This window comes from Vibrio crassostreae, from assembly GCF_024347415.1.
GTDB classification, from domain to species: domain Bacteria; phylum Pseudomonadota; class Gammaproteobacteria; order Enterobacterales; family Vibrionaceae; genus Vibrio; species Vibrio crassostreae.
This window is the reverse complement of record NZ_AP025476.1, coordinates 215,139-232,481: the sequence shown is the minus strand read 5'-3', so window position 1 is coordinate 232,481 and position 17,343 is coordinate 215,139. Positions and strand designations below refer to the sequence as shown.

At 41.0% G+C, this 17,343-nt stretch carries 15 protein-coding genes; 3 read left to right on the top strand and 12 right to left on the bottom strand.

From position 1 onward, the window contains the following. Position 1 precedes the first annotated feature (1 nt). The 7 genes from OC193_RS01075 to OC193_RS01045 all read right to left on the bottom strand — a co-directional run bounded on the left by OC193_RS01075 (position 2) and on the right by OC193_RS01045 (position 7,632). Complete coding sequence (locus tag OC193_RS01075) at positions 2-1,186, bottom strand: O-antigen ligase family protein (protein ID WP_080967385.1); 1,185 nt, start codon at positions 1,184-1,186, stop codon at positions 2-4. After that, the gene (locus OC193_RS01070) at positions 1,183-2,205 is read right to left on the bottom strand and encodes a glycosyltransferase (protein WP_048663191.1); all 1,023 of its coding nucleotides are present in this window, start codon (positions 2,203-2,205) and stop codon (positions 1,183-1,185) included. The genes OC193_RS01075 and OC193_RS01070 overlap by 4 nt, the downstream gene beginning before the upstream one ends. Then, complete coding sequence (locus OC193_RS01065) at positions 2,205-3,281, bottom strand: glycosyltransferase (RefSeq protein ID WP_048663189.1); 1,077 nt, start codon at positions 3,279-3,281, stop codon at positions 2,205-2,207. The genes OC193_RS01070 and OC193_RS01065 overlap by 1 nt, the downstream gene beginning before the upstream one ends. Further along, positions 3,271-4,542 (bottom strand): oligosaccharide flippase family protein, encoded by a 1,272-nt coding sequence (locus tag OC193_RS01060; RefSeq protein WP_048663187.1) that lies wholly within the window; start codon positions 4,540-4,542, stop codon positions 3,271-3,273. The genes OC193_RS01065 and OC193_RS01060 overlap by 11 nt, the downstream gene beginning before the upstream one ends. A gap of 79 nt (positions 4,543-4,621) precedes the next feature. Beyond that, on the bottom strand, positions 4,622-5,854 hold the full coding sequence (locus OC193_RS01055) for a nucleotide sugar dehydrogenase (RefSeq protein WP_048663185.1): 1,233 nt from the start codon (positions 5,852-5,854) through the stop codon (positions 4,622-4,624). Between the two features lie 346 nt (positions 5,855-6,200). Beyond that, positions 6,201-6,521 (bottom strand): hypothetical protein, encoded by a 321-nt coding sequence (locus OC193_RS01050; RefSeq protein ID WP_048663183.1) that lies wholly within the window; start codon positions 6,519-6,521, stop codon positions 6,201-6,203. Positions 6,522-6,600: 79 nt separating this feature from the next. Further along, positions 6,601-7,632 (bottom strand): helix-turn-helix domain-containing protein, encoded by a 1,032-nt coding sequence (locus OC193_RS01045; protein WP_048663180.1) that lies wholly within the window; start codon positions 7,630-7,632, stop codon positions 6,601-6,603. Between the two features lie 286 nt (positions 7,633-7,918). Here OC193_RS01045 and OC193_RS01040 point away from each other — a divergent pair, with 286 nt between their 5' ends. From OC193_RS01040 to OC193_RS01030, 3 genes are all read left to right on the top strand, one after another. Next, entirely contained in the window at positions 7,919-8,392 is a 474-nt protein-coding gene (locus OC193_RS01040) for a hypothetical protein (protein ID WP_048663178.1), read from the top strand. Between the two features lie 11 nt (positions 8,393-8,403). Next, positions 8,404-8,913, top strand: coding sequence for an N-acetylmuramoyl-L-alanine amidase (locus OC193_RS01035; RefSeq protein WP_048663174.1), 510 nt, complete (start codon positions 8,404-8,406; stop codon positions 8,911-8,913). A 184-nt stretch (positions 8,914-9,097) separates the two neighbouring features. Continuing rightward, positions 9,098-9,433, top strand: coding sequence for a hypothetical protein (locus OC193_RS01030; RefSeq protein ID WP_017063134.1), 336 nt, complete (start codon positions 9,098-9,100; stop codon positions 9,431-9,433). Between the two features lie 274 nt (positions 9,434-9,707). On the opposite strand, the gene OC193_RS01025 is transcribed toward OC193_RS01030, so the two are convergent. The 5 genes from OC193_RS01025 to OC193_RS01005 all read right to left on the bottom strand — a co-directional run bounded on the left by OC193_RS01025 (position 9,708) and on the right by OC193_RS01005 (position 17,341). Beyond that, a complete protein-coding gene (locus tag OC193_RS01025) occupies positions 9,708-11,879 on the bottom strand; it encodes a polysaccharide biosynthesis tyrosine autokinase (RefSeq protein WP_048663170.1) in 2,172 nt (723 codons plus the stop codon). 123 nt (positions 11,880-12,002) lie between these two features. After that, on the bottom strand, positions 12,003-12,443 hold the full coding sequence (locus OC193_RS01020) for a low molecular weight protein-tyrosine-phosphatase (protein ID WP_048663167.1): 441 nt from the start codon (positions 12,441-12,443) through the stop codon (positions 12,003-12,005). Between the two features lie 83 nt (positions 12,444-12,526). Beyond that, a complete protein-coding gene (locus tag OC193_RS01015) occupies positions 12,527-13,660 on the bottom strand; it encodes a polysaccharide export protein (RefSeq protein ID WP_048663165.1) in 1,134 nt (377 codons plus the stop codon). A 470-nt stretch (positions 13,661-14,130) separates the two neighbouring features. Next, entirely contained in the window at positions 14,131-16,248 is a 2,118-nt protein-coding gene (locus tag OC193_RS01010; protein WP_048663164.1) for a YjbH domain-containing protein, read from the bottom strand. Positions 16,249-16,429: 181 nt separating this feature from the next. After that, positions 16,430-17,341 (bottom strand): hypothetical protein, encoded by a 912-nt coding sequence (locus tag OC193_RS01005; protein ID WP_048663161.1) that lies wholly within the window; start codon positions 17,339-17,341, stop codon positions 16,430-16,432. Between the last annotated feature and the right edge of the window lie 2 nt (positions 17,342-17,343).

Sequence of the window (17,343 nt, the reverse complement as noted above, 5' to 3'; positions counted from 1 at the left end):
TTCAATCCACTACATCATTCTTATAAAATGTCACCAATACTATTGAAGCCCAAATTAATCCGCCTATACCACCTAAAGAAAACAATGTAGACTCTCCTAAATTAGTAAGCAAACAAAGAGAAATAACTCCAGTAGCACTATAATTATTATTCCTAATACAAATAAAAACCAAATAACCGATTATAATAATAAAACCCAAAACACCCAATAACCCAGATTCACCAATAAGAGCAGAGAAAAAGACACCCTTCTCAACTGGAGCAGATATCGGTAATCCAAATGCATACTCGACTTGCATTGGTTTTAGACCACAAACACCAGTACTAATTTGAAATCCAGTCCCCCATAATGGCGAATTATTAAAATCACACATGGAAGCTTGAGCCAGGTATAATCTGGACTGTTCCAACGACTCAATTAAATCACCACTTGACCGACCACTTTTTGACACAATGTTATCAATAATAGAAATAACAGAATTTGAAAAAACAACTAAAAGCACGATCGCTAACATCAAGATCAGAATGCTTTTTTTAGAGCTAAAAATGCGCCTCGGATTAAGCTCTAAAAGTAAAGGCAAAGAAATAAAAAGGGAAAAAAAACCCGTTCTGGATTCCGTCATTATTAGCATAACAACAGATATCGAAACAAAAAATAACTGGGTAACATTAAAATTGACATCAAGCTTTTTATAAAAAAAAGCTTCTATTGATATATAAACAGAAAGAAAAATACCAAAAGCTTGAGGATGGTTTAGAAAACCGCTAAAGCCGGTATCATTCCTAGGATATCCAAGACCTACAACAAAAATAACCATCGAAAGTAAAATTGCAATTCTAAATAAATTCAGGATAAATCTAAAACAATCGAAATCACAATTCTTATATATGTTGTAAATGCAAGTTAGCGTCAAAAAAAAGCTCAAAAACTTAAACAACGAAACATCTGAGTGCTCACTAAAAATAACAGACGGTGTAAAAAACAAAGATGATAATAAAACCAAAAATAAGAAATTAGAAATCATCACCCTATCTGAAAACAACCCTTTCACTATAAATAACGCCAACAAAAAAGGCACAAAAAAATAAAATGGAAGTGATAATGAAAAAATCAAAGGGTTGAATAAATTTAATGTGAAAACAAATAAGAACAAAAACTGTAATGGGTATTTCAATAAGTAGTTCACTTCCTATACCTTAAAAATTCAACTAATTTTCCACACATGCTATCCTTGTCAATCATTTTATTAGCTTTTTCAAAGTCTATGTCCATCAATTTATAATCTAATGCAAGAGAAAGTACATTATCAAGATCGCCCTGATGGAATGGGTTAAATGAAAAAACAGAATTTAAACTCGAGAAATAACCATTAGAGCCACAAGAACTTGATAATACAACTTTACATGATGATAATAAAGCTTCATTAACTACAACACCCCAACCATCATGATAACTTGGGAGGACAAGAAGCTCGGCAGATGCTAGGTAATTAGGAATATGTTTTGACTTAACAGAACCGATTATTTCAATATCAGCTAAATGTTTAGTGGAATTAATCTCATTTAAAATTTCTTCATCCACGACATTGCCAATTATTTTCAAAGAATATCCATTAGTATTCGAGCGAATAAATGACTCAACTAAAGATAAAACATTTTTATTCTTGTCAATCTGACCAATGAATACTATTTCTTTTTCCTTATTAAGAGATGTAGCAGGTGTAAAGTCACTCAAATACAAGAAATCCAGTATTTTATTACTAGAAACACCTAATCTCTCTAAAAATTTTTTTGATCCAAAAGAAATATAACCAGATATACCTTTAAATCTTGAAACAAGTAATTTATATTTAATATACCTCAAAGCACCTTTTAGTCCGGATAGTGAAGGTAATTCCATCATCGTAAATATACGTTTACTTTCGTCTTGATATATCTTATAAAAATGACGCTTGGTATTTTTATAGGTAAAAAGGCCTGAAAAAATATGGATAGAAGCAAAACCATATAAAGTGGAGAAATCATCTATATTCTCATAATGTAAAACTGTAGCTTCCCCAAAGTCTGGTGGAGTCCACCCCATTTTTCTTCTTCTTGCAGGCAATGAACTTGGAGTTATAACCACAATATTATGGTTCAATGATAAAGTACTAATCATTCCAGCTAAATGTGGGCTGAATGAATTAAGCCAGAAAACAATCTTCATTATTTACTCTCAACAAATATCAAAATCTCATTAACCAAAACTTCCCATTTATGGCTAGAAACTAACTTAATCCTTTTTTCAAAACAAATATCACGCTCTATCTTTAAATTATCAAAGTATGATTGAAGGGCATTAGTGCTAAAGTCATCCAGCAACTCCAAACAATCTCTGTAATCATCATTTAAACCAGGAAAGTCATTGGAAGCAACTCTATTACCATAATTTAAGTATTCAATCAATTTGGATGGGAAAGCAAAGCTACAAGAAACAGAATCTGGATCTCTTAAATGTAAACAGCAATATGCATTTTTGACTTGATCAATTACTTGTGAATTCTCCATTCTTCTAAAAAATCTTATATTACCATGGTTTCTTGATAATTCAGAAATTTCGTTTTCTAAATCTCCATATCCTATCACGATCAGATCGAAGTCATAAGTATCCTCCCTAAATAGTTCTAGAATATGACCAAATCCGTTTTCGTGATTCAAAGTACCGACCATTATGATTGTCTTTCTACAATCTAGATTTGTTTTTTTTTGGGTAGCTATATTTGGGTAAACATTATCAACCCCAACCTTTGTCAATAAACAATCGATTTTGTTATTCCATTGAGAGTAAAATTTATTGTTAATTACTAACCATCCGTCAATAAACCTAGCAAAATAGAAACCAAGACCATAGTAAAAGTTAAAAAATAATTTTTTAAACTTTCCAGTAATTATACTCGACTTATGTGTATCATAAATGTATGAAAATGATGAACCACCAAGAGCCTTAAGTATAAGTAATGTAGCTATCAGGTTTAAGTGGTATCCTGTAGAAACAAACACCGTTGACTTAACACCATGATTTTTTACCCAGTAAAATAAAAATGACATGTAATTACTGAAATGAAAGTAATCATCCCCTACCTCACCTTCATTTTTTTTAGATATATTAATTACAGCAACACTTCTCACTTTATTAATTTCATTAATAACGCCAGATTCAAATTTATTACTAGAACTAGAACCACCAGAATTTAGACTTTCATATGTTAAGCTCCTACTTATAAATACCATATCATATTTCATAGAACTCAACCCTTTTGAAGTAAATGATATTGTGTATGGTGTACAAGACAAAAACAAAAACCCAGCTAAACAATATGGATAGCAGCAATCCTTTTGCATTATACATATCAATGAGATAGGGAGTAATTAGCAGCATAATCACTGACCATACTACATTACATGAGAAGACTGTCCATTGTTTACCTTCAATTGTTGAAACTTTACTCATGATGCTCCAAGCAGAATAAAAAATTGAAATATACAAACAAATATTTACCATTTCAGACAAACCAGAAAAGGAGTCTCCATATAAATTTTCAATATGCGAGCCAAAAAATGGAGCAACTAGTGAAATCACAAGTGGAATAGTTATACTCAAGGTTAAAAAAATAGAATAAACTTTTTTAAATTGATTTTTCCTCTTATATTTTATCATTGATGGTAAAGCTACAGTACTTATCGCACCTGTCGCAATCATTACTATAGTTAACCACTGATAAGCAGCATCAAACAAACCTAGATTGGTTAAGTCTCCGGAACTTTGAACTAATAATGTCTTTGTATACCAAAAAACAGGCATGAAACAAATACCGTTTAACATAGAAGGGATGCTAAATTTGAGGATCGGAATTAAATCGGAACAATCAAACCTTATGATATTATTACCATGACTTAGATACCATCTGTAGTATATTATACTCTTTGATAAATAATCTATAACTTGGATAGTAATCATTAAATATAAAAAGTTTTTTACAGACTCTAAACCTAGAATAATTAATGACCCTATACCAAACAATAATAGTAGTGACGCAGCTAAATTAGTATAGAAAACAATATTGAACTTAGATATCGCTTGTAACATTGATGTCCGAATACCAATCAAAGAGTTCGTTAACATAAGGAATGCAGACATTACAATAATATCAACAAGTGTCACATCTTTAAAAAAAACAGTCGCAATCTGAGTGCTAAAAATAATCGTTAACAAACATAGTAATATTGAAGTAATAACTGAAAGAAATTCAATCACACTAGTATTTTTTGATAAATTTTGATGGTTATCTAATGAAGATGTTATGAATTTAATTGATGTAACACCTAATCCCATTGATGCAAAAATCAAAATCATGTTAGAAGTGGAAATTGCGATGCCATACTTCCCAAATTCATTTGCACCAAGTTCTCTTGCTATAAAAATGGTCAGTATAAATATTGTTATTTTCAGGACAATTGAGCTTAAAAAGGAGTAAGCTGTATCCCTAGCTATTGTTGCTAACATCAGTAAATTCTCACTATCTAATGTTTAATTATCTTTATATTTTGATTTTTTATGCTCAATTTAATATGATATTTTCATATCAAATTACACCTTTAAAATCATATGTATATTTATCATTATTTGAAGATAATTTTTTTATAATCGAGTCGTGAGGAACGGCTAAAAAAGCCACATCATAGTCATCATCAAATTCATTACTCAAGTCTAAGTTATATTCCTTTTTAACTTCTTTAGGGTTAGCCCACGGATCGTAAATCTTAACTTTAAAACCAAACTCTTTTAACGCAAGGTACAAGTCAAAGACTTTAGTGTTTCTTATATCAGGGCAGTTCTCTTTAAAAGTAAAACCAAATAATCCTACTTTACAACCTATAGGGTTAACTTCATTCTTTATAAGATTTTTAATGAAGTCACTACATAAATAATCTGGCATAGAATCATTAATTTCTCTAGCCTGCCTCAATAAATCCGGTACATATCCAGTCTTCTGGGCTTTGTGCAGTAAATAATAAGGGTCTACACTAATACAATGACCACCAACAAGCCCAGGCTTTAACTTCATAAAATTCCATTTTGTTGAAGCAGCCTCTATAACCTCTGACGTACTAATACCCATGCGGTTAAAGATATGATGAAGTTCATTTACTAATGCGATATTAACATCACGCTGTGTGTTTTCTATAACTTTTGCAGCTTCTGCTACTTTGATTGACGATGCTTTGTGTGTACCTGCTATGATAATGCTCTTATAAAGCTGATCAACATATTCAGCCACTTCTGGTGTAGAGCCACTGGTTACTTTTAAGATATTCGTAACGCGGTGTTCTTTATCACCAGGGTTAATACGTTCTGGTGAGTAGCCAGCGAAGAAATCCTGGTTAAATTTAAGGCCAGCAACACGCTCGACTACTGGAATACAGTCTTCTTCCGTCGCACCTGGGTATACAGTTGATTCGTAAATTATTACATCACCTTCAGAGACCACTGTACCTAATGCCTCAGATGCTTTGATCAGCGGTGTTAGATCCGGTTGTTTATGCTCATCAATCGGTGTTGGAACCGTTACAATATAAACATTACACTCTTTTAAGTCTTGAAGAGAGGTGGTGTAAGAAAGGTGAGTGGCTTCCGCAAGTTCATTGTCACTGCACTCTAGTGTGCTATCACGGCCCTTCGCCAGTTCATCAATACGTACTTGATTGATATCAAAGCCAATCGTTGGTGATTTTTTACCAAACTCTACAGCCAAAGGTAACCCAACGTAACCTAAGCCAATGATTGCAATTCTTGCATTTTCTACTGACATATTCATAAGTAATAAAACCTAATTATTAATAATTATTTTACCAAGGCCCCGACCTTTCACTTGGTTCCGTTTAACCTAGTGTTAGGAAAGCCTCAGAATACCTCAGTACGCTTTTGGTTACTCAGGCATGTTTAATTTCGTTTAAGAAGATATATTTGACGCGCAGACTAGGCTGGCCACTCGCATTTGGGTACGCTACCGCCCTTAGGTTTGGCTCCTACAGGCAATGAATCACAATTTACCACTGTGTTTCAGGTTTATGCGTTTTTCATACGGTTTTAATTTGCTGCGTAGTCTAGCAAATCAAGTGCATATTGACCAGTTTGCAATTTACCTCATTCTGACAAGTACCTCACAAAGTATTGACCCAGCGCGAGCATTGTACGTCTTGTAGATACTGCGTCCCTATGTGGTAGCGGTTTTCTTGTGCTGCGTCGCAGTAGCGTTTTTCTATATCAATGAAAATGTTGCCGTTGCGGTATAGCGACACAAAGCTTGGGTTGTTGTTTACCACCAATAACGCTTTAATCTCGGTGCGTGTTAGCCCTTGTGGGTAGTGGTTAACCAGCAGTTTCAAGAACTCGCCAATACGCCCTTCCACTCGCGCTATCTCTTTTTCTAAAATGGTGACTTTTTCTTTTGTTGTCAGTTTTTTTAGGCTGATATCGTCCATTTGCCCTCTCCCTAATTCTACTTTTGTATCTTGATGTTTTTTGTCTGTATTCACGTTGGGCCTGTGAATAATCGAATGATCACGATTTAGAATCCGTGCCGGGCGATTTGGATTGAACTAAGGCCTTGATACGCGCTTCGAACGGATTGGTGGTGCTTTTGGCTTTGTAGTCCGCTAGGGCCTGAGAGACAGGCGTGGGTTGTTTGGGATCCATGGGCTTGGCTGCCGGTTGGGTTTTAGCTTCCTTGGTCGATGTAAAAGCAGAAGCCCTTGCGGGTTTAGCCGCTCTTGTTTGCTTAAAGACTGGCGATGAGTCTCGCTTCGCCTTGGCTTGCGCACTTCTTCTTAGCCAGCCATTTACAAAGTGGCCAATGTGCTCGAAGGGTTTGCGCTTATCGGGGTTGATGTACAGCCAGGCTTGCATGGCATGCAGTTCTTGCAGCACATCTAACTTGGGGTAGGTGCGCTCTAATATGGTGGTGAATTCATGATAAATCGGTGCGCTGCCCTCTTGGGTGAGCAGGTGAATCACGGCTTCATTTTTGGTTTTGCTTTTGGGTTTGGAGGTGAAAGGGGAGCTCTCATGTTGTTCAGAACCGCTTGGAGGATCAAGAACATCGGCGTCATCTAAGAGGCCGTTTTTCAAGCTCAGCTCTGTTTTATGTTCTTTATGAAAGATTATGTGTGCAGGATGATCACTCTCCGTGCTGGATCTTGAGTCACCCAGGGGAGTGTCTGAATGGTCTGTTTTCTTTGGATATTCCAACGAAGCTTGCGGTAAGCCTGTTTGTTCTGCATTGGTGTTCGCTTGATCTAGTTCGGCCTGCTGAATGTGGCTGTCGCTGGGTAGGCGCAGCTGATAGATATTGCTGCGCTGGCGTCCTGAATCATCAAAGCGCTTTATTCGCTTCACAAAGCCTTGCTTTTCGAGCGCGTTAACGTGTCGTTTCACGGTTCTTACCGACACTTCGCAATATTGCGCTAAGTAATTGAAGGAAGGAAAACACACGCCGCGCGCGTCGGCGTTATCGGCCAATTTTAATAACACTAACTTGCTTATCGGCGAGCCAGTTTTTAATGGGATGAAAGAAAGAATAAGAGAAACACACATGGTTAACGCTCCTTGTTAATTAGTCATTCGTATAGAAATCCATTGATATACAGAGCATTAACAACACTTTTTGGCGCTTTAGGGGCGAAAGGCCTATGAGATAAGTTGTAAGAAAAGATGTTTGGTTAATCGCCTCGGATAGATATGCAACACCAACCTTATCAATCAATGGCTTTTCGAAGCATCTCTCACTTTTCTGCGTTCCTCTCTTTTCGTGCTATTCCCGCCAACCCCAATCAAGAATCTTCAAGTACATTGCCCTCCCCATGCAACAATAAGGTGCTTAATGAAGGCGATAGTTTCTCTTTTTATTTCAGCGTATCAACCCGGTATGGCGAGCATCGAGTGCCGAGCTGATCCCCTCAATCCGTCGCGCCAGCCGTTATTTTTTAGTAATAGTGATGGGTGTAGCCAAGTACTGAGCTATGAAGCTAGCGGTTATAAAGAAAGCCAAATGGAAGGTTGTTATTTAAATGAGGATGAATGCGGTGACGTCCCCAGCTATGAGGATATTTGTTGGATGATCAGCCGAGCACGGCGCTGCCAACCACTGGGTTATTGCGTGATGTATTTACGTTATGTCAGCCACCACTCTGGTTATGCCAAAACCGTAGCCGCCAGTTTGCGACAACACATCGCACTGCACCCTAATTTAAAAGAATCGTTATCAACGTCTTTAACCGCCTATTTACAACAACACGAGGATTTATTTTGTCAAACACTCCACCAGCAACTGATCGAGTTCCACACCAGCCGTTAGAGGCTTCTGTTTTGCCTGAGCAGGCTAGCAAGGTGGCTCTCATCCCTTCGTTAGAGCCTTGCTTATCTCCTGCTTCCTATTCTCTAAGCTTGGTTTCAGTTTTACTCCGCTTACCTTTTTGTCCGCCCTATTCCTTTATTACAGTGCATTGCAGCGCCACGCCGCCACAGCAAGATGTAGACGTAGCCGAGATTCGTCGATGGCATAAAAAGAGAGGCTGGCGCGATGTCGGGTATCACTTTGTTATTCGTCGCAATGGGGATGTCGAACTTGGCAGGCCGCTGTCGCAAACCGGCGCGCATGTGAAAGGACACAACAAGAGCAATATTGGGGTTTGTTTGGTCGGAGGCTGTAATGCCGAACTGCAACCAGAAGATAACTTCACACTTGCGCAGCGCAAGGCGCTGTTTGGTTTGATGGCCGCACTACAAGAGCAGTTCTTGATTCCAGAGGAGAATGTTAAGGGGCATAAAGATTGGGGCGTGAATAAGGCGTGTCCTGTTTTGAAGATAAAAGCTTAAGAGCAGATACGGGATGCGAGTAAGCGGGATACGAAGAGCTTAAAGAGCTGTAGCGGGATTCGAGTAAGCGAGATGCGAAAGGCTCAAGAGCGGATGCGAGTGACGGGTAAACGAGATGCGAAAGGCTTAAGAGCGGGAGTGACGAGAAAGGCGGTATATAGCCATCCATAAACCAAGGAGCAGTATGACATTGTTCGGAAGAATATTCGGGAGCCAGTCTTCTATTAACAAAGGGTTAGATGCAATCACCAACACAGGAGATGCGATGTTTTTTACTGATGAAGAAAAAGCGAAGCACAAGCTGGCACTGCTTAAAGCGTATGAACCTTTTAAGTTGGTACAACGCTACATTGTGTTGTTGTTCACCATTCCTTATGTGGCACTGCATGTGATGGTGATTCTGGGTTGCATGCACGGCTACGATTGGAAACCCTTGGGGGAAATGACCAATGAAGCGTTTGGTTATCCGGTGTTAGCGGCGATTGGATTGTATTTAACGGGAGGGGTGGTTAAGAAGTAGAAGAACAGATGCGAAAAGATTAAGAGCGGATGCGGGTAACGGGTAAGCGAGATACGAAGAGCCAAAGAGCAGATTCGAGTAGCGGGTAAGCGAGATGCGAAGAGCTAAAGAGGGGATGCGGGTAGCGGGTAAACGAGTAACGAAGAGATGAAGAGCGGATTCGAGTGGCGCTTTTCGTATCTCGCCACTCTCATCTCGTATCTGCCTTTCAGCTCTTTAGCTCTTTAGCTCTTATTTTTTCGATACCCGATTACTCGAATCCCGTTACTGCTCTTTATTTCTTATCGCTCGAATATGCGTAGTTGTAGTAGCCGTAGCCATATGAGCTTGATGCTTTCTTCTCGATGGCGTTGAAGATAACGCCTTTCACTTCAATACCTGATTGTTCGAAGCGGTTACGAGCAACATCGATCTCTTTAATGGTGTTTTGACCGTAACGTGCGACCATTAATGTGGTACCAGCGAAAGCGCCGACAATGCTTGGGTCGGTTACCGCAAGCACTGGCGGGGTATCGACAATCACCAAGTCATACTCTTTTGATGCCCATTCCATTAGCTCAGCGAAGCGTGGGTGCATCAGCAGTTCAGATGGGTTGGGTGGCACTTGGCCGCGAGTAATGATTTCTAGGTTTTCTACTGGTGTGGTTTTCACTGATTGAGCGAACTCTTGTTTGCTGCTCAATACATCAGAAAGGCCGTTGTCCCATTTCACACCAAAGCTTTGTTGTAGGTAACCTTTACGCATGTCGGCATCAATCAACAATACCTTTTGGCCTGTTTTTGCTGCTACTGCGGCAAAGTTGGTCGAGATGAATGATTTACCAATACCCGGCGCTGGGCCAGAGATCATCAAGACGTTGTTTTTCGCTTCTAGCATCGCAAAGTGCAAGCTGGTACGAAGGCCACGCAGCGCTTCAACCGAAAGATCCGCAGGGTTCGATTCGGCAAGCAGTGCTTGCGTCCCCTTGGTTTGCTGCTTCTTCGATTTAAAGCGGTTAGTTAGCTCTATCTGCAAATCAGATTTTGGTACCGCGGCGTAAACCGGAAGGCCGATTTGTTCAATTTGGTCTGGGCTTTCCACACCACGGTGGAACGCCGCTTTCACTAATACAAACGCGACACTTAACATGCCACCTAGTAGCGTTGCTAATACAACAATCAGCGGCTTCTTAGGTTTTACAGCGCGAGCATAGGCTTGAGCGTCATCTAAAATACGAACGTTACCGACGGTACCCGCTTTGATGATGCTGAGTTCTTGAACCTTGTTCAATAGCTGGATGTAGATCTGTTGGTTTACTTCAACATCACGTGTCATACGCAGTACTTCACGTTGTGTTTTTGGCAGCTTTTGTACTTGCTTGTTCAGGCGCTCTTTCTCACCCATCAGCGTTTTACGCTTATCAAGCAGAGCTTTGTATGCTGGGTGATCTTTAGTAAAGCGCTGGCTGATTTCACTCTCTTTAAACGTCAGTTCATTCAATTGCGCTTCAAGCTCTACCATTACCTTCAGGGTTGATTGTGCTTCTAAGCCCAAGTCGATCGATTCGTTCTTTTGGCGGTAATTGTTTAATACGTCTTCATAGCCAGTTAACTCAGATTTAATACCCGGGAGATGGCTCTCTAAGAACTCTAGGCTCTTCTCTGCTTCCGCTGAATTACGCTTCACGTTTTGTAAGAAGTAAATCTGGCTAATATGATTGAGGATTTCAGAAATCTGCTGTTTATTTTCACCTTCAAAGCTCAGCTTCAAAATGCCAGTCTGCTTGCCTTGCTCAGACAGAGACAAAGAAGCTTTCAACCATTCGATCGCTTCTAGTCGGCTGCGTTGACTAATAGAGAATTCAAAATCGTTGTGTGATTCAAAACCTGCCACAAACAAACTGTAGTCATCGGCTGTCGCTAGCTCACCGACTTTGCCTTTTAAGATAACTCGCTCATCGTCACGAACCAGTTGGTAGGTACCCTGCTCAGCATCGAGAATCTGAATCGTGTGTGTGTAACCGCTCGCATAGCTTGGCAAAGTAAAGCGGCTCACTGCGATGTGGTTGATGTCGCCGGTTAAGCGAGCAAAGCCTTTGCCGACGATAGGTGCGTAGTTCGGTGATGTCACCGTCGTGAGGTTAAACTTATCGACCGTTTCACCTAAGATCATACGAGATTTGATGATCTCAACTTCGGTGGTTGCCGATGACTCTTGCGAGAATAGTTCGCCCATATCGCCGACCATAGAAGATATACCGCCAGAGCTCTTCTCTTCAATTTGAATCAACGCGTCGGCTTTGTATATCGGCGTTGAAAGCAATGCAAACGCAATACCAAACACAGCAAAAGCAAATGTGGTCAGCATGATTAGCCATTTAGCGTCCAGCAGAATGCCAAGCAGTTTTCCTAAATCTATCTCATCAGAGTTATCTGTATGCGATTGCTGAGAGGGTTGTGTTGTCATTTGTTTGCTACTTCCTAAATTATTGCTATTTAAGAGACTTCATATACGCTCCGCGTACTTCTCTTTTATATGATTCTGTTGGTGGCTATGCAACATAGCTTAACTGAAGATTTTCTCTATCAATTACAGCTTTTTTGCCCAAGCTTGTGCCGCTTCGTCAATCAGCTTATAAGCGTGTTCAAAGGCTTCACGGCTTTGACGATAAGGGTCAGGAATGTCTTTTTGGCCAATCCACTGACCGAACAGCATGGTTTTACCGCGTGCCTCTGGCGATATTTGAGTAAGCGCCTCCATATGGCCCTTCTCCATCACCAAGATCAAGTCATACTGCGCACAAAGCTGTGGTGTAACTTGCTGCGATTGGTGATTTTCAACATCGACCCCGTTTTCTGCAGCGATCAAAATCGCCGTGTCGTCTGCAGGTTTGCCGATTAAACGGCTTTTCTCGGCCGCGATACCGGCAGAGGCAACTTCTTTGTTAGGCAGCAAGTTTTGTAAAACTCGCTCTCCAGTCGGGGAACGACAAATGTTGCCCACGCATACGACTAAAATTTTATTAAACATAATGGTCTCTAATTGTATTGGGCTTATAAGCATAAAAAATCAGGTCACACGCTAAATGCAACCTGATGATTAATCTTTATTTATTACCAATTACGAACGCGCAACATACCTTCGGTTAGGTTGTTAAATCCATTGATGGTCGGAAGCAACTGACCGATTACACGGTTCCAACGGCTGATTGGTGCGGCCGTTACGTAAACAATGTCGTAAGGCTTTAAATCAAATTCGGTGCCAATCACTAAGGCTGACGCATCTTCGATGTCCAGTTGGTAAATATCCGCCATGCGTTCTGATTTATCATCAGAAGTTCGGATCACAAACACACCCGTTGCATCGGCGGTAAGTTCATTAATACCACCTACGTTACTGAGTGCTTCGGTTAGGCTCATTCCTACGCGATCAATCTTTAATAACTTAGGCTCTTTCACTTCCCCCATCACAAACACTTTCTGATTATCGTTACGCGGTACGTGAACAATATCACCGGCTTGCAGTAAGCGGTTTTGCGTTAAGTCACCACGTTGCATCAAGCCGTAAAGCGAAAGGTTCTCTTCCACGCCATTACGGGTTAATGAAACGTTACGCCAATCAGCATCTTCAGACAAACCACCAGAGCGGTTCACGGCATCCAGTAATGTTAGTGGGATATTGGTAATCGGCTGCTGGCCAGGTTTAGACACTTCGCCAGTAATGTAGGTTTTCTTAGAACGGAAAGCCGCGACGTTAACATCAACTTGCGGGCTTTCGATGTATTTCGCCAAACGTGCTGCTATATCTGAACGAATTTCACGAACGGTTTTTCCTGCCACTTCGACTGTACCAATGTACGGGTAGAAGATGGTGCCGTCAGCATGAACCCAGTTACCCGCTTCGGTACTACTACGGTAAGAACCGGCAGGAATCGTCAGTTCAGGGTGATCCCAGATCGTGATATTTAAGATATCGCCCACGCCGACTTTGTATTCATACTTTGCGATGTCTAGGTCGAGTTCAGGGTTGGCTTGTGACACCGACAATGTACCCGTTTGGTAAGTCGATACTAGCTGCGCCGTCAGCGGATACACATTCACCACTTCAGAAATATCAGACTCTTGCTGCTCCTCAGAAGGCTGAATCACATTCTTACCACCAGTAGACAGGTGAGTACCTGGAGTCGTACACCCTACAAGCAATGCAGGTATAAGCGCGAAAAGGAGACGATTTTTATTGATCTTCATGTTAACCAAGTAATAGAGGTGGAATGTATTGTGATCCCCAAAAGGACACCAAAGGAAGTTAAGCGCGTAATTTTATCAGCTATGCGGCTTTAAATAGCGCTGACGTGGAAAAATAATAAGATCCAACTCTCATTTATCATCGAAAAATCAAGATGCTACCGCCCTTTGATCGTTCGTGACACCACACTGCATAGTCAATACCAAACGCAGCAAAAACGATGCTTGCATCCGGTCATTTTAATCCGTAAACATTATCCACAAATTGTGTTTATTATCAACCTAGTTGAATGGTTTTAAGGATTAAGAGCAGATGCGGGATGCGGGATGCGAGTAAACGAGATGCGAAAAGATAAGAGCAGATTCGAGTGAACGAGATACGAAAAGATAAGAGCGGATGATACGAAACACAGCCAAAAGCAAAAGAGCCAACACATGAGGTGCTGGCTCTTAGATTTAGATGTTACGCTAAATTATTTTACGGCTTCTAAATATTTTAGGTAAGCGTTGCGTAAGCGCTGTCTGTTTTCATAGTAGTAACTCGCACCGATACGGTTACGGTTGAAGTACTGCCTTTCAATATTGTGTTGTAAGCCAGTATCGACACCCAAGCCTGTGCCTAAATTATTATGGCTATCACCAACACGAGTTTGTAGAGCGTACACAAACTGGTCGATACCACGCAATTGAACGTAGTCAGGGCTCATATCACGCCATAGTGTCAGCGGAATCGCGATAGAAAGCGTCACAAAATCTTCGGCTTCACTGCTGCCTACTGCTTTTGTGGTCTGGTATGACGCATCAACTCTTACATCACCTAGCCAATGACTGGTGGTTACGCGTACCCCTTCATCGCCTTTCCAGAATTGACCGGCTTGCACTTTACCTTGCCAGTTCCACTCTGGTCTTGAGTAGGTATAGTGGCCAATCATAGGGGTCGCATCTAAGATAGCCTTCCCTCTTGAGTCGTACTTATCTTGAGCAGAAAAGTTGGCGTATTCAGCCCCTAGAATGTGACGACCACTGTTGCTCGCATACTGCGTTTCATTCAAAAAGCCCAAAAAGTTTCCGTAAACTTGTCCGAATGAGAATTGAGTGGTGAGGTTGTAAGGCAATTGGAATGCTTGGTGGAAAAGAACCCTATCGACTTCATTTTCAAACGCGTCGTCGCCCCAAATTTCGCCCTCTTCAAAGTCGTCACTCTCTGCCAGTGGCATTACGTGTCGAACATCCAATGCGGCGCCCTTCCAAAGAGGCGTATATAGGTTAGTGGCAAGCGCTAAAGAGTAGTCAAATACACCGTATTCTGTGGCAGTATTGTGATATAAAGCAGGGGAAACAATTACCTGTGTGCGACCAAAGCCTGAACGAGCCACCTCTTTATCAAAGTTTGCTTTTGCATAACTCTTTTTCACATCTGAGGTGCGAACAAGAAGGGTTTTACAAGGCTCGCCCGTTTTCACAAATTCACGGTAACACGGCGCATTGGTGATCACTTCCATCATCGGCATGTCATTCACCAAGTTAAACAAGCGAATGTTTTGTTGTTGGTAGTTTTTAACCCCAAGGTCTTGCAGCATACCTTCACCCACATAGGAAGAGATAATACCCAGAGCAACACCAACACCATCGACTTGGTTACGATTATAGCGCCTGTTTTCCAGAGCAACGTTTAAACCAATATCATCAGCAGAAATTCTAACGTTAAGAAAGCCTTCATCAACCAGTGCTTTTTTAAGTTGAACCATACCGGCAAATTTATGATGAGCTTGTTCTATTGAAATCTTGTCTTCCAGTGTCAGTTCGTTCACTCGGCGAGACTCAGAGAATCCCATTAAGGGGGTTGATGCCGCTACCGACCAAATATCTATATCGGCATTACCACTGGTGTAAAACTGGTATTGAAAAGATAGCTGTGTATCCAGTGGTAAGTAGTGTTCTGGTGTAAATACCTTTAAGCCAGCGTTGAATTGGTGAGAGTCGTGCTCTGCAATCAGTTGAACAAAATCCCACGGCTGATATTCTAAACTAGCAAAGGGCCCGTTTAGAACACCATGACTCACTTCTGATTTACCATAACCGGCACTAAACCTTGCCGGGACAAAGTCAGGTTCAAAATCAGCTACTGCATAGTAGGTTTCAAAGTTGCTGGCTGCGCCACCAAAATCTTGAACACCTATGGCAAAATCGAACCCTGTCCAATCTTTAACGAAAGGAAGCTGGTATTTAAACGATGCCGACAAATCACGAATACCATTACCACAATTAGGGTTGTAGTTTGGTACGTTTGGGTAAAGGTGACAATCGTAAGTTTTGGTGACAATTCGCCCCGCCGCTTCAAACCCATCAAATAAACCAACGCTAAATAATATGTTATCTAACTCACTGGTTTTCCCCTTGTATGGCACGCCTTGGCCGTAGAGGTAAGAAATGTCGCCAGTGTCCATCACTTGAGCATTGGGTACAATGATTGCACCGGTATAACTTTGGGACGACATCAAGTTATCGACGGCGTAGGCATTAGAAGCAATCGCTAATGCGCTAAGAGATGCTATGAGAGATGCGTTTTTAGAATAGCTGAGTATTTTCATTGGGATACAATAGGTTTTAACCGTATTTGACAGTGACTATGTTAGATAGTGGCCGTGTTTATTAGTAACAGTGCTTGAAAGTGACTACGTTTAATAGCGACAGAGTTTAATGGTGACATGCTCGATAGTAATAGCATGTAAAAAAGGCACCGAGTGGTGCCTTTTATTATTGATGCTTAAATTAACCGCCAGTACCACCGCCGTTACCGCCACCGCCAGTACCGCCAGTACCGCCAGTACCACCAGTACCGCCAGTTGGTGGCTTAGTGCCTTCATCTGGGTTTGGAACCGGTTCAGATGGTTTTTCCGCTGAAGGTGGAATTGTCACAGGAGCACTTGGGTCAGCCACGACATCTTTAATAAAGTCAGGGTCTGTAGTTAGATCCAAGTAGATGTCGCCGCCACCTGGCGCTGTAGGATAGTCAGGGTAGCTAGTGATAACTTCCTCTGTAATTGCAACAGCTGCCTTAGAGATCTCAGTTGCTGACTTATCAGAACTTACTACAAGTACATCTGATAGTACTGCTGCTGTTGCTGATACTAGGCTAGCTTCAGATGCAGGAAGGTCTTCAATAATTTCTTGTGTACGACGCAGGAAGTCAGCAACACTAGAAGCTCGACCATTGTTTATTAAGTCGCCCAAGCCAAGATCGTTAAGAATCTGTTCACCAATCGACTCATCATAAGATTGGCCATCTAGCTCTTTCTCAATTAGGGTTGAGATTGGAGAAGAGGTGATGAGGTCATCGAGGTTAGCTAGGCCTTTAGGGAACTTGTAGCTCACCTTGCTCATGTCTTTGCCGTTAGAAACATCTTTGGCACCTGGTGTTGCGTTATATGTAAACGCACAAGTTTCAGGCTTGTTAAAAACGGTAAGCTCTGTGACTTCAGAAACACCATAAAAGTTAGTTGCCTCTAAAGTGCCCGTTGTTCCATCATCACAGCTGAATGTGCCTTTCATACCCATAACTGCAGGGTCGAAAGCCATGATGTTACGGTACGCTTGTTCCGGTGGCACGCTGTTGTTGTTGTCACTGCCACAACCACCAAGGATTGCACCAACGACTGATAACGCTAAAATTTTATATTTCACAA